Origin of the sequence: Psychrobacillus sp. FSL K6-1415, from assembly GCF_038003185.1 — a bacterium.
Classification (GTDB): domain Bacteria; phylum Bacillota; class Bacilli; order Bacillales_A; family Planococcaceae; genus Psychrobacillus; species Psychrobacillus psychrodurans.
In genome coordinates this window covers 1276625-1298818 of sequence record NZ_JBBOOQ010000001.1, presented here as the reverse complement: position 1 = coordinate 1298818, position 22194 = coordinate 1276625, and the positions used below count along the sequence as shown (strand labels likewise).

The following is a 22194-nucleotide window of genomic DNA, read 5'->3' as shown; positions in this document are numbered from 1 at the left end:
TTCTGTTTATATGAATTCTTGTTGACTAAAGAAAGAATTCCAAGGATTAAATAAAAATAGAAAAAATAATTATCGCTACGAATAATATCGTCATATAGTTTAAGGAATATATAAACATACCTGTTGCCCATTTTATATCATCCTTCACACGGAAACCTTTGATGGAGAAGTATAACCAACCAAGATTTAGTGCAGTTGCCAAAACAACAAATATTATACCTAATTCCATTAATAAAAATGGTAATGGGAATAATAGTAGAATCCATAAAAGTATTGACACTTTTGTACGTTTAAAACCTTTTACTACTGGTAGCATTGGGATATTGGCAGCTCGATATTCTTCTGTACGCTTCATCGCAAGCGCATAGAAATGCGGAGGTTGCCATGCAAACATGATTAAAAATAAAGCAAGTGCCCCAAAACCTAATTTAGGTTCAACAGCTGCCCACCCGATTAAAGGTGGTATTGCACCAGATATACTACCAACTATTGTGTTACTCACATATTTTCGTTTAGACCACATCGAGTATAACACAACATAGCTGACGATTCCTGCTAGTCCCCACACTCCCGCTGAAGTAGAGGCCAAAAACAATAAAATTTCACCTACAATCAATAGTGAAAAAGAAGTTATTAGCACGGCTAATGGACTAAACCTTCCAGTAACTGTTGGTCTTCCTTTTTTGCTCTTCATGACAGGATCTATATCACGATCGATAAAATTATTCATTGCTGCAGAACCCGCGATAATCATTCCGGACCCTATTAACGTATAAAATAATATATCCAACTCTCGAAGAAAGTTACGATCGGTAAATTGAAATGCTAGCCACATACCAGTAAAAGTTGTAAATAAGTTAGAATTGACTATACCTATTTTAATGAGCGATAAAAAATCTTGAAAAAATGAAGTGTTTACTCGTTCAGTTTCAGTCTCATTAGTTGCGGTTATTGAATGACCATTTGACATGCTGTCCCTCCTTTCAAAGTTGTAAGCATATTCCGCTACCTTTTACTATAACGAAAATCTTAAGTAATTTCTACAGTTAATGATAATTTTCGCATAAATATAGTTGAGATACTCTTTTATATACTTAGGACATATCAATAGTAATGCATTTTCGTGCATTGTTTGTGAATGTTCGAGTACGAATTTATGAACAATTTGTGAAATGCAATTACTCTACCTATTAGTTTGAAGGTTATACATTGTATTTTCCTCCGTGATTCGATATCATCAAAAAGCAGATACCGTCTTTTTAAGACGAGCAAGATACATAAAGTAGGTGACGTATTGCACATTCATAAAAATTTAAAATTGTTAGCTGTTGCATCTACAGTTGGTATGCTGCTCATTCTTTTAGGAGGAGCATTAGTTACTAAAACCGATAGTGGTATGGGTTGCGGTAGACACTGGCCTGGTTGTAACGGACAACTTATACCTGATGTAATAACAGCTGAGGTATTGATTGAATTCTCACACCGTCTAGTTACAGGGGCTGTTGGTATATTAATCGTCGCCCTAGCAGTTTGGTCATGGAAGGCACTTGGACATGTTCGAGAAACAAAATTCTTATCAGCAATGGCGGTATTTTTCTTAGTCGCTCAAGCATTAATTGGAGCAGCACAGGTAAAATGGGGACAAGGCGATTTTATATTGGCTCTTCATTTTGGTATTTCTCTCATCTCCTTCGCTTCAGTTTTATTATTAACCTTATTAGTTTTCGAGATTGACCGTAAGTTCGATACAGATAAAATCAGAATCGGCAAAACATTAAAGTTCCATACAATTGGTGTTACACTTTATTCTTATATTGTCGTATACACCGGTGCATTAGTTAGACATACAGAATCTAGTCTTATATGTAATGACTGGCCATTATGTAATAACGACCAGTTTGCACTTCCTTCTAATTTATATGAGTGGGTACAAATGGGGCATCGAGCTGCTGCAGGATTAATATTTATTTGGATTTTAATCATAGCGATTCACGTAATGCGAAATTATAAAGATCAACGGGCAATTTACTGGGGATGGGTCATCTCTTTAATACTAGTCTCCTGCCAAGTAATTACCGGTATGTTAGTCGTGTTGACTAAACTAAATCTTTACATAGCTTTATTGCATTCTTTATTTATATCCTTATTATTCGGTCTGTTATGCTATATGATTCTACTATTATCAAGAAGTAAAATGAATGACTAAGAACAAAAGAAAAGCAGGGTAAACAAACGCCAAGTCCTTTAAGAACAAAACCTTTTTCTATCGTTTCCGAAGGGCTTTAGACAGACGTCTTGCTTCTGATTATCGAGTGAATATTTGGGGATATGCTTGGATGAGACTGACGTCACAACCAAGCATATCCCTTTTTCCGGTAATCTTATGGCGATTAGCTATCCGTGCCCTCCTGCAACTCTCTTAGAAACAGGTAAGTGCGTTATGATAACAAGAGAAAAGACACTTTCATATTCATAGAGGAAGCTCTCGAAGATAGAATTTTGTTCGCTGTCTCACTTCTTTATTTGGTGAAAACTTACTACTTCTCCTAATTTTAAATAGTATTAAAGAAAATCTACTTCATTCATCATTAAGTAATAGTATCTCTAATTCAACTGCAATTTCAGATAGCTTTTCTTCTTACATTAACTGATTAATCTTATTATCCCTAGCAAAAAGCTGCGCTAAATTTAGATTGATTACTACACATTATTTTGATTGTAGTGAAAGGTGCGACTCCAGTGGGACCACCACTAGCTGAAAGCCCCGGAGGAATGCAGTGACGAGGAGATTGAAGCCGCGCCCGCGGAAAGCATCCAACTGAAACGGAAAACTGTAGTATTTTACTTTCTTTAAAGTCACATGAACCCCGTGTTCACCGGATATTTTTATATACTTATTCTAAAATAAAAGGCTGTCAGACAGGAATGTCTAACAGCCTTTGCTTATTGGTTATTCTTTATCCATCACGATTAGCAAATCACCAGTTGCAATTGCCTCTCCAGCAATAACATGAATCTCTTTTACAACTCCATTAAACGGGGCTTGTACGGTAGTTTCCATTTTCATAGCTTCCGTAATAAGGAGATGTTGACCTCTTTTCACTTTGCTGCCTGTAGAAATTGCCACCTTTAGAACAGTACCTGGCATAGTTGCCCCAATATGACCTTCTTTTGTCAAATCTGCCTTTGGTTTAGATAGATGGCTCACTTCTACATTCAAATCCTGAATAGAGATTTCACGTGGTTGACCGTTTAATTCGAAATAAATAATACGGTTTCCATCATGGGTTGGCTCGCTTATAGAAACAAGCTTGATAATTAAAGTTTTTCCTACCTCGATTTCCACTTCAATTTCTTCCCCTAATCTCAATCCGTATAAAAATGTTGGTGTATCTAATACCGAAACATCACCAAAGTTTTTATCCATTTCACTATATTCTTCAAAAACCTTAGGATATAGAGTGTAAGCAAGAATCTCTTGACTCGTAACAGGTCGTTCTAATTTATGGAATAATATTTCTTTTATTTCTTCAAAGTTCACCGGCTCGAGTAATTCACCTGGACGAACTGTTATCGGTTGGCGACTCTTTAGAATCACTTTTTGTAATTCTTGTGGGAAACCTCCGTAAGGCTGTCCGATATAGCCTTCAAAAAACTCTATAACAGAATCCGGAAAATCGATTGTCTTCCCTCTCGTAATAACAGAAACTTCATCTAAATTATTTTGTACCATGAATAAAGCCATATCCCCTACCACTTTAGAGGATGGGGTAACTTTCACCACATCACCAAATAATAGATTTACACGAGAATACATTTCCTTTACTTCTTCCCAGCGCTCTCCTAGTCCAACTGCTTTAGCTTGTTGTTGAAGATTACTATATTGTCCCCCTGGCATCTCATGTACATAGATTTCAGTATGAGGACTCATCATACCGCTCTCAAAATCTTGATAGTATTTGCGAACATCTTCCCAATAATAAGAGATTTTTTCAAATGCCTCAATATTTCCAATAACCTCTCTATTAGAGCCTTTTAGCGCATAACTTAAACTGCTTGCACTCGGTTGTGAAGTTAGACCAGCCATTGCACCTAATGCCGTATCCACTATGTCCACTCCTGCTTCTATAGCTTTTGCATACGTATATACTCCGTTACCACTAGTATCATGTGTATGAAGATGAATAGGGATATCAACTGTGCTTTTTAACTCACTTACTAAACGATAAGCAGCTTCTGGTTTTAAAAGTCCAGCCATATCTTTAATCGCTAAAATATGTGCCCCTGCGTTTTCTAATTCTTTTGCCATGTCTTTGTAGTATTGCACCGTATATTTGTCTCTAGAATCATCTAAAATGTCTCCAGTGTAACATAGTGCCGCTTCTGCAATTTTCCCTGATTGTCTAGTTGCATCTATAGCAACTTCCATCCCTTTTATCCAGTTTAGGCTATCAAAGATACGGAATACATCGATACCAGCTTCTGCAGACTTTTGTATAAACTCTTTTATCACATTATCCGGATAATTTTTGTAACCTACTGCATTTGCTCCACGGAATAACATTTGGAATAATACGTTTGGAATCATTTGTCTCATTTTTATCAAACGATCCCAAGGATTTTCTTTTAGGAAACGATATGCAACGTCAAAAGTTGCCCCTCCCCACATTTCGTAGGAGAATAAATCATGCATCCCTTGTGCAGATTCCTTTGCTATTCCAAACATATCGTGAGATCGAACTCGTGTTGCTAATAGTGATTGATGAGCATCACGGAAAGTAGTATCCGTTAACAATACACCTTGTTGTTGCTTAACCCAATTAATCACACCATCGGCACCATGTTCATCTAAAATTTGCTTTGTGCCGATTGGAGGAGCAGTACTCAGATCAAAACTTGGTGTTCTGATAGCACCAAAAATAGGTTTAGACTTTTTCTCGATACCTGGGAAACCATTAATCGTAACATTCCCTATATAATTTAATAATTTAGTTCCACGGTCTTTGCGATTTGGGAATAAAAATAATTCAGGAGTTGAATCGATGAAACTTGTATTAAACTGACCAGAAATAAAGCTTGGGTGTTTTACGACATTTTCCAAAAAAGGAATATTTGTTTTAATCCCTCGAATTCGGAACTCCTGCAAATTTCTGTCCATTTTAGCTGCTGCTTCTTTAAAGGACATTCCCCAAGTAGAAACCTTCACTAATAATGAGTCGTAATATGGTGATATTACAGCACCTTGGAACCCATTTCCTGCATCTAAGCGTACTCCAAATCCACCACCTGAGCGATAAACCATTAACTTACCTGTGTCTGGCATAAAGTTATTTAATGGATCCTCTGTTGTTACACGCGATTGAATAGCAAATCCAAATAACGGCATGTTTTCCTGGCTTGGAATTCCCATTTCCTCACTATTAAGCGCTGTGCCATCCGCTATTTTAATCTGTGCATGAACAATATCCACACCGGTGATCATTTCTGTAATCGTATGCTCCACTTGAATTCGAGGATTTACTTCTATAAAAAAGAATTCATCTTCCGTCACTAAAAATTCTACTGTTCCAGCATTTATGTAAGAAACATTTGTCATTAATTGGACAGCCGCTTTACAAATTTTGTCGCGCAATTCTGAATTTAAAGAATTTGAAGGTGCTATTTCCACAACTTTTTGATGTCTTCTTTGAATTGAACAATCGCGTTCATATAAATGAATTAAATTACCCTGAGTATCACCGAGAATTTGTACTTCAATATGTTTAGGCTGGAAAATACAGCGTTCAACATAGACTTCATCAGAGCCAAAAGCAGCTTTAGCCTCTGATTTAGCACGTTCATATGCACTTTCAAGCTCATCTTCAGATTGAACTACGCGCATTCCACGACCGCCGCCACCTAAAGATGCTTTAATCATTAAAGGATATCCGTGAGCTTTACCGAATGCCCGTACCTCTTCAACAGTATCTAAAGGTCCATCACTTCCTGGAATAACGGGTATACCTGCTAATACTGCTTGTTCACGAGCTTTCACTTTATCTCCAAACATATCTAAATGTCTAGAGGTAGGTCCGATAAAGATAATCCCTTCCTCTTCACATCTTTTCGCAAAATCTACATTTTCCGAAAGAAAGCCATACCCTGGATGGATTGCATCAGCTTTACTTTCTTTTGCAATACGAATTATATCTTCAATGTCTAAATATGCATCGATTGGTTTTTTACCTTCCCCGACTAAATAGGACTCATCAGATTTAAATCGGTGAAACGAACCACTATCCTCTCTTGAGTAGATAGCTACTGTTCGAAGATTTAACTCTGTACATGCTCGAAAAATACGTATTGCAATTTCCCCTCTATTTGCAACTACAATCTTTTTAATCTTTTTCATCCCATACACCCCTTATTGTCTATTTTTTTCATGCTTCACGAACATAGATACGTTCATCAATATCCCTAGTGCTGCCGATAAAATAATAATAGAAGTACCCCCATAACTTATAAATGGAAGTGGTACCCCGGTCAGCGGGATAATTCCAAGCATTCCTCCTAAGTTTATAAAAGTTTGAAAACCTATAATACTACCAATACCCGCAGCGATCATACGAGCTTGAGAATCCTTTGTAGATAAGGCAATGCTAATCGCTTTGAATACAATAAAGAACAGACCACATAAAACAATTAATACCCCAATTAGTCCAAGTTCTTCTGCTATGATAGCCATGATAAAATCAGTATGTGGTTCCGGTAAATATCCATATTTCTGATTGGAATTCCCTAAACCTAAGCCGGTTAAACCACCTGATCCAATGGCAATATAACCATTTACAATTTGATAGCCAAACCCTTGCTCGTAATCAAAGGGATTGAAAAATGCTTCTAATCTTCCTCTACGACGATCTGTCAATAATGCATCTTTCATCATATAGATGGCAAATAGACCCGCTACGATAACTATACCAATTAATCCGATTATTTTGGAAAATGATTTAAATTTAATTCCACTAGCTGCAATTACTGAAATAGCTACGAAACTAATAATCATTGTATTCCCAACGTCTGTCTCCATCATAATTGACACGAAAACAAAAAATAACACGATCAATGGTGGTCCCACGGATTCATTTAATTTATCTAATGTACCATTTTCTGATTTTTTTGCAAATATTCCAGCAAAATATAAAACTATTACTAGTTTTGCAATTTCGGAGGGTTGGATATTAAAACCTAAGTCGATCCAGCTCTGAGAACCACTTTCTCCACCAACTCCGATAATATGCACTAAAAATAAAAGAGTAAACATAACAAGAAGCATTAGTTGCATCATTACTTTATTTTTATAATGCTTATAAGGAAAAAAAGCAGTTATAAAAAATACTGGTATACAAAGCAGTAAATTTGATTTTTGCTTATTGAAAAAATGGTCAGGATCCCAACCGTAATTGAGTACTGCCCAGCCCATACTAGCGCTATAAATCATTACCAACCCAAATAAGCATAAAGCTAAGTAGACAAAAAATAATGGGTAGTCGAAATTTCTTGCATAACGTTTTAAATATGAAATCATGTATTATACCTCTATTTCTTTATATAGAAAAAAAACTCAAACAGTTAGTTTGTTTGAGTTTTATAATTATCTTTCTGTATGAATCTCATGTAAAACAGACAATTCTTTTTCAAGAGAAGCGATAATCTCTTTCCCTTCGCTTTTCTCTAAAAGGCCAAGTTTTACCGCAAAATCTATTTCACGTGATAATCCAAACATTTGTGTGTCTAAAACCTCTTCATAAAGAGGGCATTGAGGCATCGTTAAGTTATCCATCTGCACTTTTATAAGCTGTGCAATCTTTTCTGCATCTTTTTTCAAAAGCTCTAAAGCCTTATCTTGATACGAAATTTGTATATTAGTATCCATGAGGACGCCCCCATTTTTATAATTTCTAATTATTTATCTCCTAAAGTGTATCTTTTGAACAGAAAAATTGCAAGTGTTCTCTCATTTAACTTATAGAAATAGTTAAATATTCTTTAGAACTTTTCAATTTAAAGGTATACTAATTATGATTAGATAGTTTAGAGGAGGCAATTTTGTTGGAACTTATCATACCAGTTAAAGGTGCAGTTAAATTTAATATTACGTTAGACCCTACCGTTTGGATTTTCGATGATCGTAAAATCGATTTGGATGAGTTTTTTTCTGGTGAGTATGAGTACAAAGATGAACTAGAAGAGTATACTAAGGTCACATCAGCTCATTGGTCCCGTGAAATCATTGAAGGATCTACAAATCCACCAACTTTACAAACTGAGAAAAAATTTGACCGTACGAAAGCACTAACAAGTACTTTCGGAATTGATATGAAACCATTTATCCTAAATTCTGAGCCATTGCCAAATGCAACAAAAGTTGTGGTCGAAACGACAGAGGATGAACATATATTTTCTTTTGAAGATTTAGATACGTTATTATTAAAATTTAGCCATAAGGGGAAACCACTTCGTGAGGACGGCCCTGTCCATATATTAAAAAAAGATGGATCAAATATTAATACTCCGATAAAATCTGTCACAGCGTTTCGTGTAGAATAGGAGATGTATAGATGAAAGTACAATGTGCCATTTGCGATCGAATTGATGAACTTCCAAATGATTTACCACTGGCTAAGAAGCTGAGAAATCGCCCAATTCACACGTATATGTGTCCAGATTGTCATGACCGTATTGAAGAAAGAACTAACCGTCGTCTTGCAACCGGAAAGTTCATTTTTTACAAGAGTTCACGACTAATTGAAAACGAGTTTTAATATTAATTATACGAAAAGCTGGCTTTAAACACTCAGTCTTTTCAGGCCAAAACCTGTTTTTATTATTTCGGAAGTGCTTTAGGTAGCTGTTTTGTTATATTATTACCGAATTAATTTTTAGGGATGCTGGTTGGTTGTGATGTCAGTCACAATCAACCAGCATCCTTTTTTCGGTAATCTTATTTGACAACTAGAGAAAAGATGCTTTCTTATTCATAGATGAAGCTCTCGAAGATACAATTTCGGGAGCACTATCACAAACTCTATACAATAGATACCAACTATTTTCTTATCATTTACGAATGATTTGAGCCTATTTTATCTTTACTTTCTCTCATCGATTGTTTGCTTGCTTCAATCACTGGCTTACTTGCGGCCATATATTATTTACTTGCTCTTAGTCTATGTTTACTTGCCATCTAATACCTTTTACTTGCGAAGTGGATAATATATCCAATTTTTTCCCTTCAAAACCTTAATGTGTAGAATTGAAATACTTAGTTGTTTTCTACTCCGGGGTCGACTGCAATGGATAGTTCCTTTAGATTATCCTTCATCCCATAAATAATAGCTAATTACTTAATTGATTGTAGTGTAAGCCAGGAACTCCAGAGGGATTAGCGAAAAAGTCGAGACCCAGCGGAAGCTTTTATTTGAACAAAGGCAAGTAACTCAAATTTTTGTGTCGAAAATTCGATTATAGTGTCCTTCTGTACCGAGGGAGCTTGGCCTCGCCTGCAGAAAACGTCCGCCTGAAACGAAAATCAGCGGTATATGACTGAATTTTTGTTAAGTATTTCCCCTTAATCAGTGCTTTCACATATTTTGCTCATTTTTAAAAAAAAGAAAAAGCTCAACTACATTTAAGTAGTCGAGCTTTGTTTTTTCTCAAGTCGTAAGCGTATTTTGTAAATAATTAAAATCAATGCTGCCACGATTAACCCTTCCACAACAGGAAGGAAAAACGCGAGGAACGTCAACATTAAGCATCCTAATAACAAGAATACGTAAATTACAACATTTTGACTAAAACGCAATTTCTTTGCAAATCCAAGCTTGTACACAAGCACAGAAAGCAAGAAAATTAAAACAAATAGCACATAACCAGCTATATCGAAATTTGGCATAACCTCATAAATATATCTCGCTATACTAGACATTCTACCAAATACGAATTGCTTTTCCTCCAAGGTTATTCACCCTTTCAGTTTCTATTCAAGTTCTGCATTTTTCTTTTTCTTCGTAACACGTTCACGTTCATTCTTCTCTAGAATTTGTTTACGTAGACGAATAGACTCAGGTGTAATTTCTAGATACTCATCATCACCTAAATACTCAATAGCTTCCTCAAGTGTCAAAATACGAGGTCTTTTAATAACATTAGTTTGGTCTTTATTAGCTGAACGAATGTTAGTTTTTTGTTTCATTTTCGTTATATTTACAGTGATATCAGCATCACGAGTATTTTCCCCAACGATCATACCTTCATAAATCTCAGTACCTGGTTCAAGGAATAATGTCCCGCGATCTTCCACTTGCATCATACCATAAGTTGTTGCTTTACCAGTTTCCATTGATACAAGAACACCTTGGTGACGTCCTCCAACACGACCGGAAACTACTGGTTGATAGCTATCAAACGTATGGTTAATGATACCGAAACCTTTAGTTAAGGACATGAATTCTGTTGTATATCCAATTAATCCACGAGCTGGCACCATAAAAATTAGACGAACTTGGCCATTACCATTGTTGACCATGTCAATCATTTCACCTTTACGTGTACCCATCGATTCAATAATAGAGCCTACAGCGTCTTCTGGCACATCAATTTGTACTCTTTCGATTGGCTCACATTTTTTACCGTCAATTTCACGTATAATAACTTTTGGTTTAGAAACCTGTAGCTCGTAACCTTCACGACGCATGTTTTCGATTAAAATCGACAAATGAAGCTCTCCACGACCAGAAACAGTCCATGCATCTGGAGATTCTGTATCTTCAACACGTAGAGAAACGTCTGTTTCTAGTTGAGAACGTAGGCGCTCTTCAATTTTACGTGAAGTAACCCATTTACCTTCGCGACCAGCAAAAGGTGAGTTATTTACTAAGAATGTCATTTGTAAAGTTGGCTCATCAATACGTAACGGAGTTAACGCATCAGGGTGATCTGTAGGGCATACTGTTTCACCAACATTGATTTGTTCCATACCTGACACCGCGATCAAATCTCCTGCTTTAGCTGACTGAATTTCTTCACGTTTTAAACCGAAGAAACCGAATAATTTTGTAACACGATAGTTCTTAACGGAACCGTCTAATTTCATTAATGAAATTTGTTGCCCAACCTCGATTGTCCCACGGAATACACGACCAATACCAATACGTCCAACATAGTCATTGTAGTCCAATAGTGCTACTTGGAATTGTAATGGCTCATCAGAGTTATCAATTGGTGCTGGAATCGCTGAGATAATCATTTCGAATAGACATTTCATATCTTCTTCTTGTTTAGAAGGATCATCATTTAAAGAAGCAGTCCCGTTTACACCTGAAGCATAAACAACTGGGAATTCTAGTTGATCTTCATCTGCACCTAATTCAATAAACAATTCTAGAACTTCATCTACTACCTCTAGTGGACGAGCTGAATCTTTATCTACTTTGTTTACTACTACGATTGGTGTTAATTTTTGTTCTAACGCTTTTTTCAATACAAAACGTGTTTGAGGCATACACCCTTCATATGCATCGACAACAAGTAAAACGCCATCTACCATTTTTAAAATACGTTCTACTTCTCCACCGAAGTCAGCATGTCCAGGTGTATCAAGGATGTTAATACGCGTTCCATTATAATTGACCGCAGTGTTTTTTGCTAAAATTGTAATACCGCGTTCACGCTCTATATCATTCGAGTCCATGGCTCTTTCATCAACATGTTCATTTGTACGAAAAGTACCTGACTGTTTTAATAATTGGTCGACTAATGTCGTTTTCCCATGGTCAACGTGTGCTATAATTGCAATGTTTCTTAAATCTTGACGTATATTTGTCATATTTCCACTCCATATTCTTTTTTCGAGTCCATAACTGTGTTATTATATCACAAGTGAAACTAAAGTAATATTATTTTTTATCATTTATTTTGGAGGTAATTATTTTGGGTCATATTAAATGGATTTTCGTACTATATTCTTTAGGTGCAATTTTATCAATGGCACTTGTCGGAATTGCTATTGCACTGCGGAATATTCCACTTATTTTTGTATTCCTTATTTTATTGTTCGTCATTATGGGATTTGGTTTCAAAACAAAGAAAAAAATGCGCGACGCAGGCTTACTTTAAATGCCTATTCCTTTCCAGCAGGATTTAATCTGCTGGATTTTGTTTTATTTGAATATAATCTGTCAATAATTGTTCATGTAATCCTGGTTTGGATACGATAAAGCTATCAGCATCTAGTAAATCTAGATGCTCAAATGCTAAATTAGTAGCAATTGCCCCTACTTCTTTTGCTATGACCATTCCTCCGGCTATATCCCAAGGTGATAATCGCATAGATATATAAGCATCTAACTTTCCAGTCACTACATAAGCTATTTCGATTGCTGCTGATCCAAGTGACCTAGTACCTCTGACGGTTTTAAGCAAGCTCACCATCCCTTCATGATGTACATATCTATTTGGCACTACCCATCTTGCATTTATACCAACAACTGCCTCCTCAACCGAAGAAGCACCTAACCTTGGCAAACGTAAATCATCCAGATATGCGCCACCGTTTAAGGACCCACTAAGTAATGTATCTTCCATAACATTATATATATATCCTAGGATTCCTACTCCATCCTTATATATTCCCAATGATATAGCAAAATTTTGTTTTTGATGAATGAAATTTGTTGTTCCATCTATTGGATCAAGTAACCATACAAAACCACTTAAATCCTTTATGTCATCTCCAAATCCTTCTTCTCCAAATATTCGGTGCTCTGCATAATCTGCTTTAATATGCTTTATAAAAAATTTTTCTGTCTCTTTATCTATATTAGTGACTAGATCATTTGCCTCTGACTTCGATTCAATGATGAGTTCGGAAGTCAGAGAAGTTTTAATGTTATATGCCGCTTCCTTTATTAACGACTTTGCATATGTATCAAGCTTGTGTATATCCAATCGTTCCACCCCTTCTTAACACCTATACTTTTAGTATAAAGAAAAAAACACCGGCTGTCTTTTCATTAGCAGGTGTTTTTTAAGGTACTCCTATGATGGAAACATTAATCGAGAGCATTTAGTTCCTCCAAAAGCTGGTGAATTTCAGCTAATCGATTTTTAGAAGCACTTATCTCTTTTTCATTTTTATTTGTCATTGCGTCAAATAAGGTCGCTAACTCATAATCTAACTCCATTTTTAGTGTTTGAATTTTCTCTTTTTCCATGTCTTCCTTACGAATAATATGCACTACCTGTCTCATCACAACCACCCCTTCTTATTTTATATCGTAATATTCAGAAGATTCTTTATAATAAAATATGCTACCATATAAATAATGTCTACTGAAAAATACTACTTACAAGATTTTTACCCAAATTTCCTATAAAATAAACATAGAAGTTGAAAGGAGTTTACATATGAGCAAAACATTTTGGACAGTTGAAGATTTTGATGTCTTTCAAATAGATGGACTTGAAAACAGAATGGCTGGATTAATCGAAAAAATTAGACCGAAATTCGAGGAGTTAGGCGGTCATTATAGTCATTATTTTTCTACAATACTTGGACAAGAATATTATCCCCATGTAGCTAAGCATGCAAGACGTTCGGTTAATCCTCCAAAAGATAGTTGGGTCGCATTTGCACCTTATAAGAGAGGATATAAAGCTCTACCACACTTCCAAATAGGACTGTGGGGTAGCCACGCTTTCATCATATTAGCTGTTATTTATGAGGCACCCGATAAAGTAGCTATTGCTGAACGGTTATTAAAGAAAAAAGGATTATTTAACAAATTGCCCGCAGATTTTATTGTTTCTGGAGATCATATGAAGCCTGAAGCCTCTTTGCTAAAAAAAGAAAAGAAAGATGGCCTTGAACAACTACTGGTTCGTTTAAAAGATGTAAAAAAGGCAGAATTTTTAGTTGGCCGTCATATTAGTAGAGAAGAAGCTGTAAAACTTACTGAAGAAGAGTTCTTGGAACTTGCAGAAGAAACATTTGATCATTTATTGCCAATATATAAAACGATGGTCCACATGAAATAATATGCACCTCCTATACTTTTCAGTATAGGAGGTATTTTTTAACCCTTGATGATGGTGCCGTCTGATTGCTCCTTCATCTTTTTAATAATAGGAAAGCTTACATAACCACTTTCTTTTTCAAATTCACGAAAATACGTTTTTTCTTCCGCAATAGAAGGTACTATTTCTTTAAATCTTCGGTATCTTTTCATTAGTTCTTCGCGTTTGATTCCATTTTCATATGCTTTTTCTATTGATTCAAAAAATTGTACTACATCCACGATTTCTTCTGTCGACCAATCCAATGAAAAAGGGTATGTGTATTCCATGTATTACTACCTCCTTCTATTTCCACTTATTTCGAATGTCCATTGCTTGCATTTCCATACGATCGAATAATTCTTGTACGGAAGGTATATCTTTGATGAACCCTACCGACTGGCCAGCCCAACCGAATCCCTTCTCTTCATCACCTTCGTAAATGAATCGCTTATTCGCTTCTCCACTAATGTAATCCTTAAGAGCATCATATGTTACATTTTCACTTTCAATACTTAAAATAGAATCTGTCCAACTACTTTTTATGGCCCTTGCAGGTGCACCAAGCGATTTTTTAATAATTACAGTGTCCATTTCTTCGCTCTTTATTAATGAATTTTTATAAGCAGATGAAGCATGCACACATTCTTTTGTGGCGATGAATCTAGTACCCATTTCAATACCTTCGGCTCCAAGTGCATGAGCAGCCATCCATCCTCTGCCATCTGCGATACCACCAGAAGCGATGACGGGTATCGACACAGCATCCACCACTTGAGGGATTAATACGATAGATCCGATATCATCTCTTCCAAGATGCCCTCCACCTTCATGCCCTACTACCATAACTGCATCCGCACCAAGTTGCTCGGCTTTTTGAGCTTGTCGTTTAGCAGCAACTAAGACTAGTTTTTTAATCGAAGTATTAGCGAGTTTTTCTAAAATAGGAGCTGGATTTCCCCCTGTCATCGATATTACTGGAACCTCTTCCTCAATAGCTACTTGCAACATATGCTCATAAGGTCTCCCAGTTTGGCCAATTGCAAAATTCACACCAAATGGTTTTTCAGTCAGCTTTCGTACTTTTAGTATTTCTTCTCGCAACTCTTGTGGCGTTTTTAAACTCATGGCAGTTACTTGTCCTAATCCTCCAGCGTTTGAAACAGCTGCACACAAATCAGAATACGCTAGATAAGCAAGTCCTCCTTGAACGATTGGAAGCTTTGTACTTAATAATTCTGTAACCCTTGTTTGAAAAGCCATTCTTCCCCCTCCTTATATTAACAGTCTAATGAAATTACTCTATTGATACAAATTACAATGATTTTGATAGTATTACAGCTATTGAAGTGCTATAATTTCTTTTGTTTTATAAATTCTAACTAGAGGTGGTATGAACGTTGTCACAATTAGAAACTCCATTATTCGATGCATTACTAAAGCATCGAAATCGTCATCCAATCCAGTTTCACATTCCTGGGCATAAAAAAGGGAAAGGGATGGACCCTGCATTTCGAGAGTTCGTTGGAGATAATGTACTTTCTATAGATTTGATCAATATTGCTCCTTTGGATGATTTACACTCACCTAAAGGTGTAATAAAAAAAGCACAACATTTGGCAGCAGAAGCATTTGGTGCTGATGAAACATTTTTCTCTGTACAAGGGACAAGTGGTGCAATAATGACTATGATACTTACTATTTGTGGACCTGGAGATAAGATTCTTGTTCCACGAAATGTTCATAAATCGATAATGTCGGCAATTGTATTTGCTGGTGCGATTCCAGTTTTTATCCATCCAGAAGTAGATAAAGAATTAGGAATCTCTCATGGTATATCAGTAGAATCGGTAGAAAAAGCATTAGATGCACATCCAGATGCAAAAGGATTACTAGTTATTAATCCTACCTATTTTGGTTTAGCTGCGGATCTTAAAAGAATCGTAGAGCTTTCGCATAAGAAAGGGATTCCTGTTGTAGTAGACGAGGCACATGGAGTTCATATTCATTTTCACGATTCACTTCCCGTTTCTGCAATGCAAGCTGGAGCTGATATGGCTGCAACATCTGTTCATAAATTAGGTGGATCCATGACTCAAAGTTCCATTCTCAATGTAAAAGAGGGCTTAGTATCTACTAAACGTGTGCAGTCTATTTTGTCTATGTTAACAACAACTTCTACGTCCTATCCATTACTTGCATCATTAGATACTGCAAGGCGACAACTAGCTATTCATGGCGAGGATTTAATAGGGGATGCTATCCGACTTGCAAAAGATACACGTAAACGAATTAATGCAATTCCCCATATTCGTTGTGTGGGGGAAGAAATATTACAAACATCTGCTACGTATGATATGGACCCAACAAAACTATTAATAAGTGTTAAAGACTTAGGTATGACAGGGTATGATGCGGAAATCTGGTTAAGAGAAAAAGCAAATATAGAAGTAGAGCTTTCAGACTTGTATAATATTCTATGTTTAATCACTCTTGGAGATACAAAAAAAGAAGTTAATTTACTTGTTAACGCTCTTTCAAGAATGGTGGCTGCCCACGAATCTGATGCAGTCGTCGTAGAACCATCTGTTACTCTGCCAGATATACCAGGACTGGCTATGTCACCTAGAGATGCTTTTTACGCAGCTACAGAATCTATTCCTCTAAAACACGCAAGTGGTCGTATCTCTGCAGAGTTCGTAATGGTTTATCCACCAGGTATTCCAATTTTTATTCCCGGGGAAATAATTACCCAAGGTAATATAGATTATATAACGATGAACATTGAAGCAGGGCTACCTGTCCAAGGTCCTGAAGACGACACACTTGAGATGATTCAAGTCATTAAAGAACATCAAGCAATATTTTAAAAATTTAATAGGAACTCATTTTGATGAGTTCCTCAGACTGTAGACAAACTCGAGAAATTTAGAGTTTATCTACAGTCTTTTTTCTTTTAAAATAGAATTAGTATTTTTCGAATTAGGGTTAGTTGATTTTCGTTTCGGCGGACGCTTTCCGCGGGCCCGGCTCAAGTCTCCTCGTCGCAAGCTCCTGCGGGGTCTCGAGACTCGGGCTGTTCCCGCAGGAGTCGCCGCCTACACTACAATCAACTACTTACTAAATAAACATTGAGGTGAATGGATATGATGACTAAAAATCAAAACGTTGAACGCGATCAAATAGAGATGATTACTATTGATGAACTTATACCACAAGAATCATCTTGTACGAAAGCTTGAAGCTACCATAGATTTTTCATTCATATATCCATTAGTTGAACCTCTGTGTTCTACCTTCGGTAGACCAAGTATTGACCCGGTTGTTCTATTTAAAATGACTTTTGTTCAGTACTTATTTGGAATTCGTTCAATGCGTCAAACCATAAAGGAAATTGAGACGAATGTGGCATATCGTTGGTTTTTAGGGTTTGGTTTCCATACAGAAGTATCACACTTTTCAACTTTCGGTAAAAACTATGTTCGCCGTTTCCAAGACTCAGATATCTTTGAACTGATTTTCTATCAAATTCTCAAGGAAATTGCTGATAAGGGATTGTTGAGTGCTGATCATGTTTTCATTGATTCTACTCACGTCTAAGCGTGTGCGAATAAACGCAAATTCGAAAAGAAAATCGTCCATAAAGAGACTCGTGCATATGAGGCAAAGTTACAAGAAGAATTAAATTTAGATCGTATCGACCACGGAAAAAAACCTTTTCCTCCAGAGAAATTTGAGAAAGAGGAAACGAAGGAAATCAAAGAAAGTACAACAGATTCAGAGAGTGGTTACTACGTAAAAGATGAACGAACAAAGCAGTTTGCTTACTCATTTCATGCTGCAGCTGATCGCTATGGTTTTATTCTCGGAACGATTGTAACACCTGGTAATGTTCATGATAGTCATATGCTTCAACCGCTCGTCGAAAAGGTAATGAAAAAAGTGAAAAAGCCTCTTGCTGTTGCTGCGAATGCTGCGTATAAAACACCTGCGATTACGAAATTCTTGTTTGAAAATGATATTAAATCGGCACTTCCATATACACGTCCGAAAACAAAAGAAGGATTAATGCGTAAAAATGAATACGTGTATGATGAGTACTACGATTGCTATCTTTGTCCGCTAGGGCAAACTCTATCTTATGCAACAACTACTAAGGAAGGGAAACGTCAATATAAGTCTGATCCAACTCAGTGTGCAAAGTGTCTTTTATTAGCACAATGTACGAGTAGTAAAGACCACCGAAAGATAATAGAACGTCATATTTGGGCAGAGTATGTTGAGGAAGCGGACCACCTTCGTCATCAGAACGAAATCAAACAAATATATGCGAGACGTAAAGAAACGATTGAACGTGTCTTTGCCGATGCGAAAGAAAAGCATGGTATGCGATGGACAACCCTACGTGGGATTAAAAAATTGTCCATGCAGGCGATGCTAACTTTTACTGCCATGAATTTAAAGAAACTTGCCAATTGGACTTGGCAAAGTCCACAAATGGCATAAAAGAAGATGCTCGGATAGTATTTTGCCTATCAAATAAGGCTTTAAATAACCAAAAATCAATAAAATTTGAAAAAGGCATTCAGAATGTGGCCATTCTGAATGCCTTTTGTCTACAATCTGAGGAACTCATTTTGATGAGTTCCTTTTTTATATTGCACAAAATTATTAAGCTATTTGGGATGATGTTTTTAAATTAGATTAATAGAGTAAATAACGGGCAAACAAATGACCCTAATATTGCACTTAAAGTCATAGAAACAGAGCCCATTGTTAATGTTTCCTCCCCATACTCCCCTAGTTTTGAAACACCAATACCGTGAGAGGCACTTCCCATTGATATCCCTCTATTTATCGCATTATCGATGCGAAAAACCCTAAAGATAGTGGGGCCAAGTATAGCTCCAACTAAGCCTGCAAAAATAACGAAAACAGCTGTTAATGTTGGGATACCTCCTATTGCCTCACTAATTGGAATAGCAACCGGAGAGGTAATCGATTTCGGTAATAATGACAATAGAACATGTTCATCAAATGACAATAGCTTAGATAAAATAGTAATACTGATTAAACCTGAAAATAAAGCAATCAATACACTCAGGAGTATTGGAACTTTATAGTTGTAAATTTTCTCTCGGTGAATATATAGGGGATAGGCCATACTGACAACAGCTGGTCCTAATAATTCATTTATCCACTTTCCCCCCGACATATATGTATCATAGGGTATTTTACTTATTAATAAAATTATCACAATCAGAACTGTTGTAGAAAAAATAGGGATCAATAGCGGGTATGTAAATCTCTTATAAACGATAGACATTACATAAAAAAGCACAATTGTTCCAATTACCATCATAATTGTAATCATTCAATCTGCTCCTTTTTTATTGACTTCCCTTCAACATACTTACAAAAAATTCCAGTTATTATGATAGTTATTATTGTACTAATGACAATTGATACAACCATTCCTAAACCCGCCCAAGATAAGAACTCTGGATAATCCATAATTCCAATAGTAGCTGGTATAAAAAATAGCGCCAAAAAGCTCAATAAAAAACCTGCTCCATCCTTTATAAGATCAACCGGTATTATTTTAAAATATAAACAACTAAAAAGTAAGAACAGGCCAATAATACTTCCAGGAAATTGAAGGGAGAGACTTTGTACAATCCAAGATCCGATAAGCGAAAAAAGATACAAAATAATTACTTGAAGCACAATCCGAATAATTTTAACCATATATGCACTTTAAAGAATCTACCATAAAGCTATCACCTCCGGAAAAATGGTATGTTAGAAAAATTTATTCTTTATACCATGTCCTGTAGAAATACTAAGTTGATAATAGGATGTTTTTTATTACAGTAAGTCCAACTAATTGTAGTACTATTGAAGACTATCGCTTTAATGATTTTCGTTAAACAGAATTCAAGATACAAAATTGTACACTCTCTTTAAAAACACCTTTGGAATATCCAAAGGTGTTTAAATTATTGTATTCCTTTAATTGTTTTTGGATCAATCAAATCATAACCTTTTGCACGCAGCCCCTCCACAATACCCCGCAAAGCCTCTGCAGTCCATTCACGATCATGCATTAATAAATTTGCCCCATTTGTTAAATATTCAGTGTTCACCATAATATCAGTCAAACTTTCAGCAGTACGATATTGTTTTTCCCAATCATATCCATATGTCCAATTCATTAAAAGCATACCTTCTTGTAGGACAAGAGATCTACTAAAGTCTGTATTAACTCCAAAAGGCGCACGGAAGAACTTAGGCTTTTCACCAATTACTGCTTCTACGGTTTCATTTACTTTTATAATTTCTTCCTTTTGTTGTTCCTCAGAACTCTCTTTTAAATTAGCATGGGTTTGTGTGTGATTTCCGATTGAAAAACCCATATCATAAATGGCTTTTAAATTGACTTTTTCTTCATCTGTATCTATAAAATGTCCATTTACGAAAAAGATAGCAGGTGCATTTAACTCTTTCAAAGTTTTTGCCATTTCTACTGCATATTTTTCAGGAGCATCATCAATTGTAAGCAAAACCGCTTTTGGATTAGCAGCTCCAATTGGCTGTAATGTCCAGTTTGCCTCGTTTAATTCGTATAGTGATTCGGGTTCCTTAATAGTAACTTCCTCCTCTACTACCTCATCCTCATTCATTTCTTCTACAACAGGCTCTTGAGATACTGGGGTTGTCTCTTCCGTTTCTTTTCCTACTTCAGGCTTTTCATCTGCAATACCACAAGCAGAAAGTCCAAGTAACATAATTGCTGGTATTATCCAAGTTGTAAGTTTCAATATAATCACCCTGTCCCTTCCTCTTTATTTTAACAGGCAGAAGAGATAGTTAGTAGGGTATATTTCTATGCCTAAAGGCTAATCTTGCAATTAGTTCTTCAAAAATCGCAACGAGAGAATAGTTAATCCTTATTCGACCAGAACTAAGATCGCCCATAAGCACAAGTAAATTTAAGTACATCACTTCACAATCTTCACTTTCTTATAAACTACTGAAATATTAGTACTAACTCCGACTTTCTAAAAACTCTTGACGAAATGTAAAAAAAACAATAACAAATTCTTAATAATCATCACAGATACTCAAATATTTCTCGTAGCTTTTGAAGCATTAATAACTTATTTGTCAATTCTACAGATGACAAACTCTCATGATATTTATCAGAAACTTATTAATGAAATGCTTCCATTTCTTTTTTATAAAGCAACCCTTTTGCCCAATTCAATTGAAAATGTACGCTTGTCCTCTACATGTTGTTTTCTAGTTATATAGTCTTCCTTTTCAAGTTTTGCTAACTGTTGACTGACCGCACTTTTCGTAACGCCCATTTTTTCAGCCAGTTCTGTAGGTGAAGTAAATGGCCGTCTAATAATTAAATTTAACAATACATATTGTTGGTCATTTATTTTTAAAATAAAATAATCTTTTTCTCTTTTCTCGAGTATAATCCATAAGTCTTCAATCGTTTGATTGATCTAATTTGCTATATTTTTCACATCTTTGTAACTCACTTTTTTTCCGCCATTTTTTTGGATTTAAGTAGCTTTTAAATTTTGCAGCTACTTCTTTTCCAACAAGTAAAGCACCTATCCAAAACATAACTTCAGCTATTATTATGCTAATTGTTATGGTAACAGCTTTTACTTTAGTTGGAAGTGAAGTAAATGGCGTGATAATCGGAATTAGCCACATTGAAAGTGAGAGGATCAAAAGTCCTATTCCAAGTTTATACAAACTTGATTTTTCTTTTTTCATTTCTGTAGAAACTTTTTCTTTTTCCACTTATAAATCCCCTAGTTCTTTAGTTTACTTAACTAAATCATATGATAAAGGAAAATTGATTACAAAAATATTTGAAGATACATTTAAGAAAATACTTCTTCCAATTCTGTTTTGTTATGTAAATTGTAAAAATTTTGAGCGTTTTATATTTTCATTTGAATTCAATAAGAAAAGATCTGACTATCTCATGTATTGTAAAACCAATCTATATAGAATTGTCATAAAATTTCTATTACCTCTGAAGCTAGGAATGACACCAAAGTAGGTTGTCCTTGGTTA

At 35.7% G+C, this 22194-nt stretch carries 20 protein-coding genes and 2 pseudogenes; 7 read left to right on the top strand and 15 right to left on the bottom strand.

The features are described 5' to 3' along the window. Positions 1-46: 46 nt before the first annotated feature. A complete protein-coding gene (gene cyoE, locus MKY60_RS05970; RefSeq protein WP_090562947.1) occupies positions 47-970 on the bottom strand; it encodes a heme o synthase in 924 nt (307 codons plus the stop codon). A 324-nt stretch (positions 971-1294) separates the two neighbouring features. Here cyoE and MKY60_RS05965 point away from each other — a divergent pair, with 324 nt between their 5' ends. Beyond that, positions 1295-2206, top strand: a complete 912-nt coding sequence (locus MKY60_RS05965; protein ID WP_093494373.1) for a COX15/CtaA family protein — start codon at positions 1295-1297, stop codon at positions 2204-2206. Positions 2207-2950: 744 nt separating this feature from the next. On the opposite strand, the gene pyc is transcribed toward MKY60_RS05965, so the two are convergent. The 3 genes from pyc to MKY60_RS05950 form a co-directional block, all read right to left on the bottom strand. Then, positions 2951-6391, bottom strand: a complete 3441-nt coding sequence (gene pyc, locus MKY60_RS05960) for a pyruvate carboxylase (RefSeq protein WP_241596084.1) — start codon at positions 6389-6391, stop codon at positions 2951-2953. 12 nt (positions 6392-6403) lie between these two features. After that, on the bottom strand, positions 6404-7567 hold the full coding sequence (locus tag MKY60_RS05955; RefSeq protein WP_093494371.1) for an FtsW/RodA/SpoVE family cell cycle protein: 1164 nt from the start codon (positions 7565-7567) through the stop codon (positions 6404-6406). Between the two features lie 66 nt (positions 7568-7633). Beyond that, complete coding sequence (locus MKY60_RS05950; protein ID WP_093494370.1) at positions 7634-7915, bottom strand: YlaN family protein; 282 nt, start codon at positions 7913-7915, stop codon at positions 7634-7636. Positions 7916-8091: 176 nt separating this feature from the next. On the opposite strand from MKY60_RS05950, the gene MKY60_RS05945 reads away from it, so the two are divergent. Both MKY60_RS05945 and MKY60_RS05940 read left to right on the top strand, forming a co-directional pair. Then, positions 8092-8589: a hypothetical protein gene (locus MKY60_RS05945; protein WP_090562961.1), complete on the top strand. Its 498-nt coding sequence runs from the start codon at positions 8092-8094 to the stop codon at positions 8587-8589. 11 nt (positions 8590-8600) lie between these two features. Beyond that, a complete protein-coding gene (locus MKY60_RS05940) occupies positions 8601-8804 on the top strand; it encodes a YlaI family protein (RefSeq protein ID WP_093494369.1) in 204 nt (67 codons plus the stop codon). Positions 8805-9667: 863 nt separating this feature from the next. Here MKY60_RS05940 and MKY60_RS05935 read toward each other — a convergent pair. Both MKY60_RS05935 and typA read right to left on the bottom strand, forming a co-directional pair. Then, positions 9668-9994 carry a YlaH-like family protein gene (locus MKY60_RS05935; protein ID WP_241596089.1) on the bottom strand — a complete coding sequence of 109 codons (327 nt, stop codon included), beginning with the start codon at positions 9992-9994 and terminating at the stop codon, positions 9668-9670. Positions 9995-10015: 21 nt separating this feature from the next. Further along, complete coding sequence (typA, locus tag MKY60_RS05930; protein WP_090562966.1) at positions 10016-11863, bottom strand: translational GTPase TypA; 1848 nt, start codon at positions 11861-11863, stop codon at positions 10016-10018. 104 nt (positions 11864-11967) lie between these two features. Here typA and MKY60_RS05925 point away from each other — a divergent pair, with 104 nt between their 5' ends. Further along, on the top strand, positions 11968-12153 hold the full coding sequence (locus MKY60_RS05925) for a YlaF family protein (protein ID WP_090562968.1): 186 nt from the start codon (positions 11968-11970) through the stop codon (positions 12151-12153). A 24-nt stretch (positions 12154-12177) separates the two neighbouring features. Here MKY60_RS05925 and MKY60_RS05920 read toward each other — a convergent pair whose 3' ends face one another. After that, positions 12178-12984 (bottom strand): inositol monophosphatase family protein, encoded by an 807-nt coding sequence (locus MKY60_RS05920; protein ID WP_340929042.1) that lies wholly within the window; start codon positions 12982-12984, stop codon positions 12178-12180. Between the two features lie 104 nt (positions 12985-13088). Next, complete coding sequence (locus MKY60_RS05915) at positions 13089-13286, bottom strand: hypothetical protein (protein ID WP_090562975.1); 198 nt, start codon at positions 13284-13286, stop codon at positions 13089-13091. A 157-nt stretch (positions 13287-13443) separates the two neighbouring features. On the opposite strand from MKY60_RS05915, the gene MKY60_RS05910 reads away from it, so the two are divergent. Then, positions 13444-14073: a YktB family protein gene (locus MKY60_RS05910; protein ID WP_340879325.1), complete on the top strand. Its 630-nt coding sequence runs from the start codon at positions 13444-13446 to the stop codon at positions 14071-14073. Positions 14074-14111: 38 nt separating this feature from the next. Here the strand turns inward: MKY60_RS05910 and MKY60_RS05905 are convergent, their stop codons facing one another. Continuing rightward, positions 14112-14381, bottom strand: a complete 270-nt coding sequence (locus tag MKY60_RS05905; protein ID WP_093494366.1) for a UPF0223 family protein — start codon at positions 14379-14381, stop codon at positions 14112-14114. Between the two features lie 16 nt (positions 14382-14397). Next, entirely contained in the window at positions 14398-15354 is a 957-nt protein-coding gene (locus MKY60_RS05900; protein WP_340879324.1) for an NAD(P)H-dependent flavin oxidoreductase, read from the bottom strand. 137 nt (positions 15355-15491) lie between these two features. On the opposite strand from MKY60_RS05900, the gene MKY60_RS05895 reads away from it, so the two are divergent. Next, positions 15492-16961: an aminotransferase class I/II-fold pyridoxal phosphate-dependent enzyme gene (locus MKY60_RS05895; RefSeq protein WP_093494364.1), complete on the top strand. Its 1470-nt coding sequence runs from the start codon at positions 15492-15494 to the stop codon at positions 16959-16961. A gap of 276 nt (positions 16962-17237) precedes the next feature. Further along, positions 17238-18597: pseudogene (locus tag MKY60_RS05890) on the top strand (IS1182 family transposase). Between the two features lie 193 nt (positions 18598-18790). Here MKY60_RS05890 and MKY60_RS05885 read toward each other — a convergent pair. The 5 genes and pseudogenes from MKY60_RS05885 to MKY60_RS05865 form a co-directional block, all read right to left on the bottom strand. Next, positions 18791-19465 (bottom strand): LrgB family protein, encoded by a 675-nt coding sequence (locus MKY60_RS05885; RefSeq protein WP_340929039.1) that lies wholly within the window; start codon positions 19463-19465, stop codon positions 18791-18793. Next, entirely contained in the window at positions 19462-19839 is a 378-nt protein-coding gene (locus MKY60_RS05880) for a CidA/LrgA family protein (RefSeq protein WP_340929037.1), read from the bottom strand. Before MKY60_RS05880 ends, MKY60_RS05885 begins: the two co-directional genes overlap by 4 nt. 251 nt (positions 19840-20090) lie before the next feature. Then, positions 20091-20912: a polysaccharide deacetylase family protein gene (locus MKY60_RS05875; protein WP_445678000.1), complete on the bottom strand. Its 822-nt coding sequence runs from the start codon at positions 20910-20912 to the stop codon at positions 20091-20093. 293 nt (positions 20913-21205) lie between these two features. Then, positions 21206-21608, bottom strand: a pseudogene (locus MKY60_RS05870) (MarR family transcriptional regulator). After that, positions 21592-21915, bottom strand: a complete 324-nt coding sequence (locus MKY60_RS05865) for a transporter suffix domain-containing protein (protein ID WP_340879321.1) — start codon at positions 21913-21915, stop codon at positions 21592-21594. Before MKY60_RS05865 ends, MKY60_RS05870 begins: the two are co-directional and overlap by 17 nt. Positions 21916-22194 lie beyond the last annotated feature (279 nt).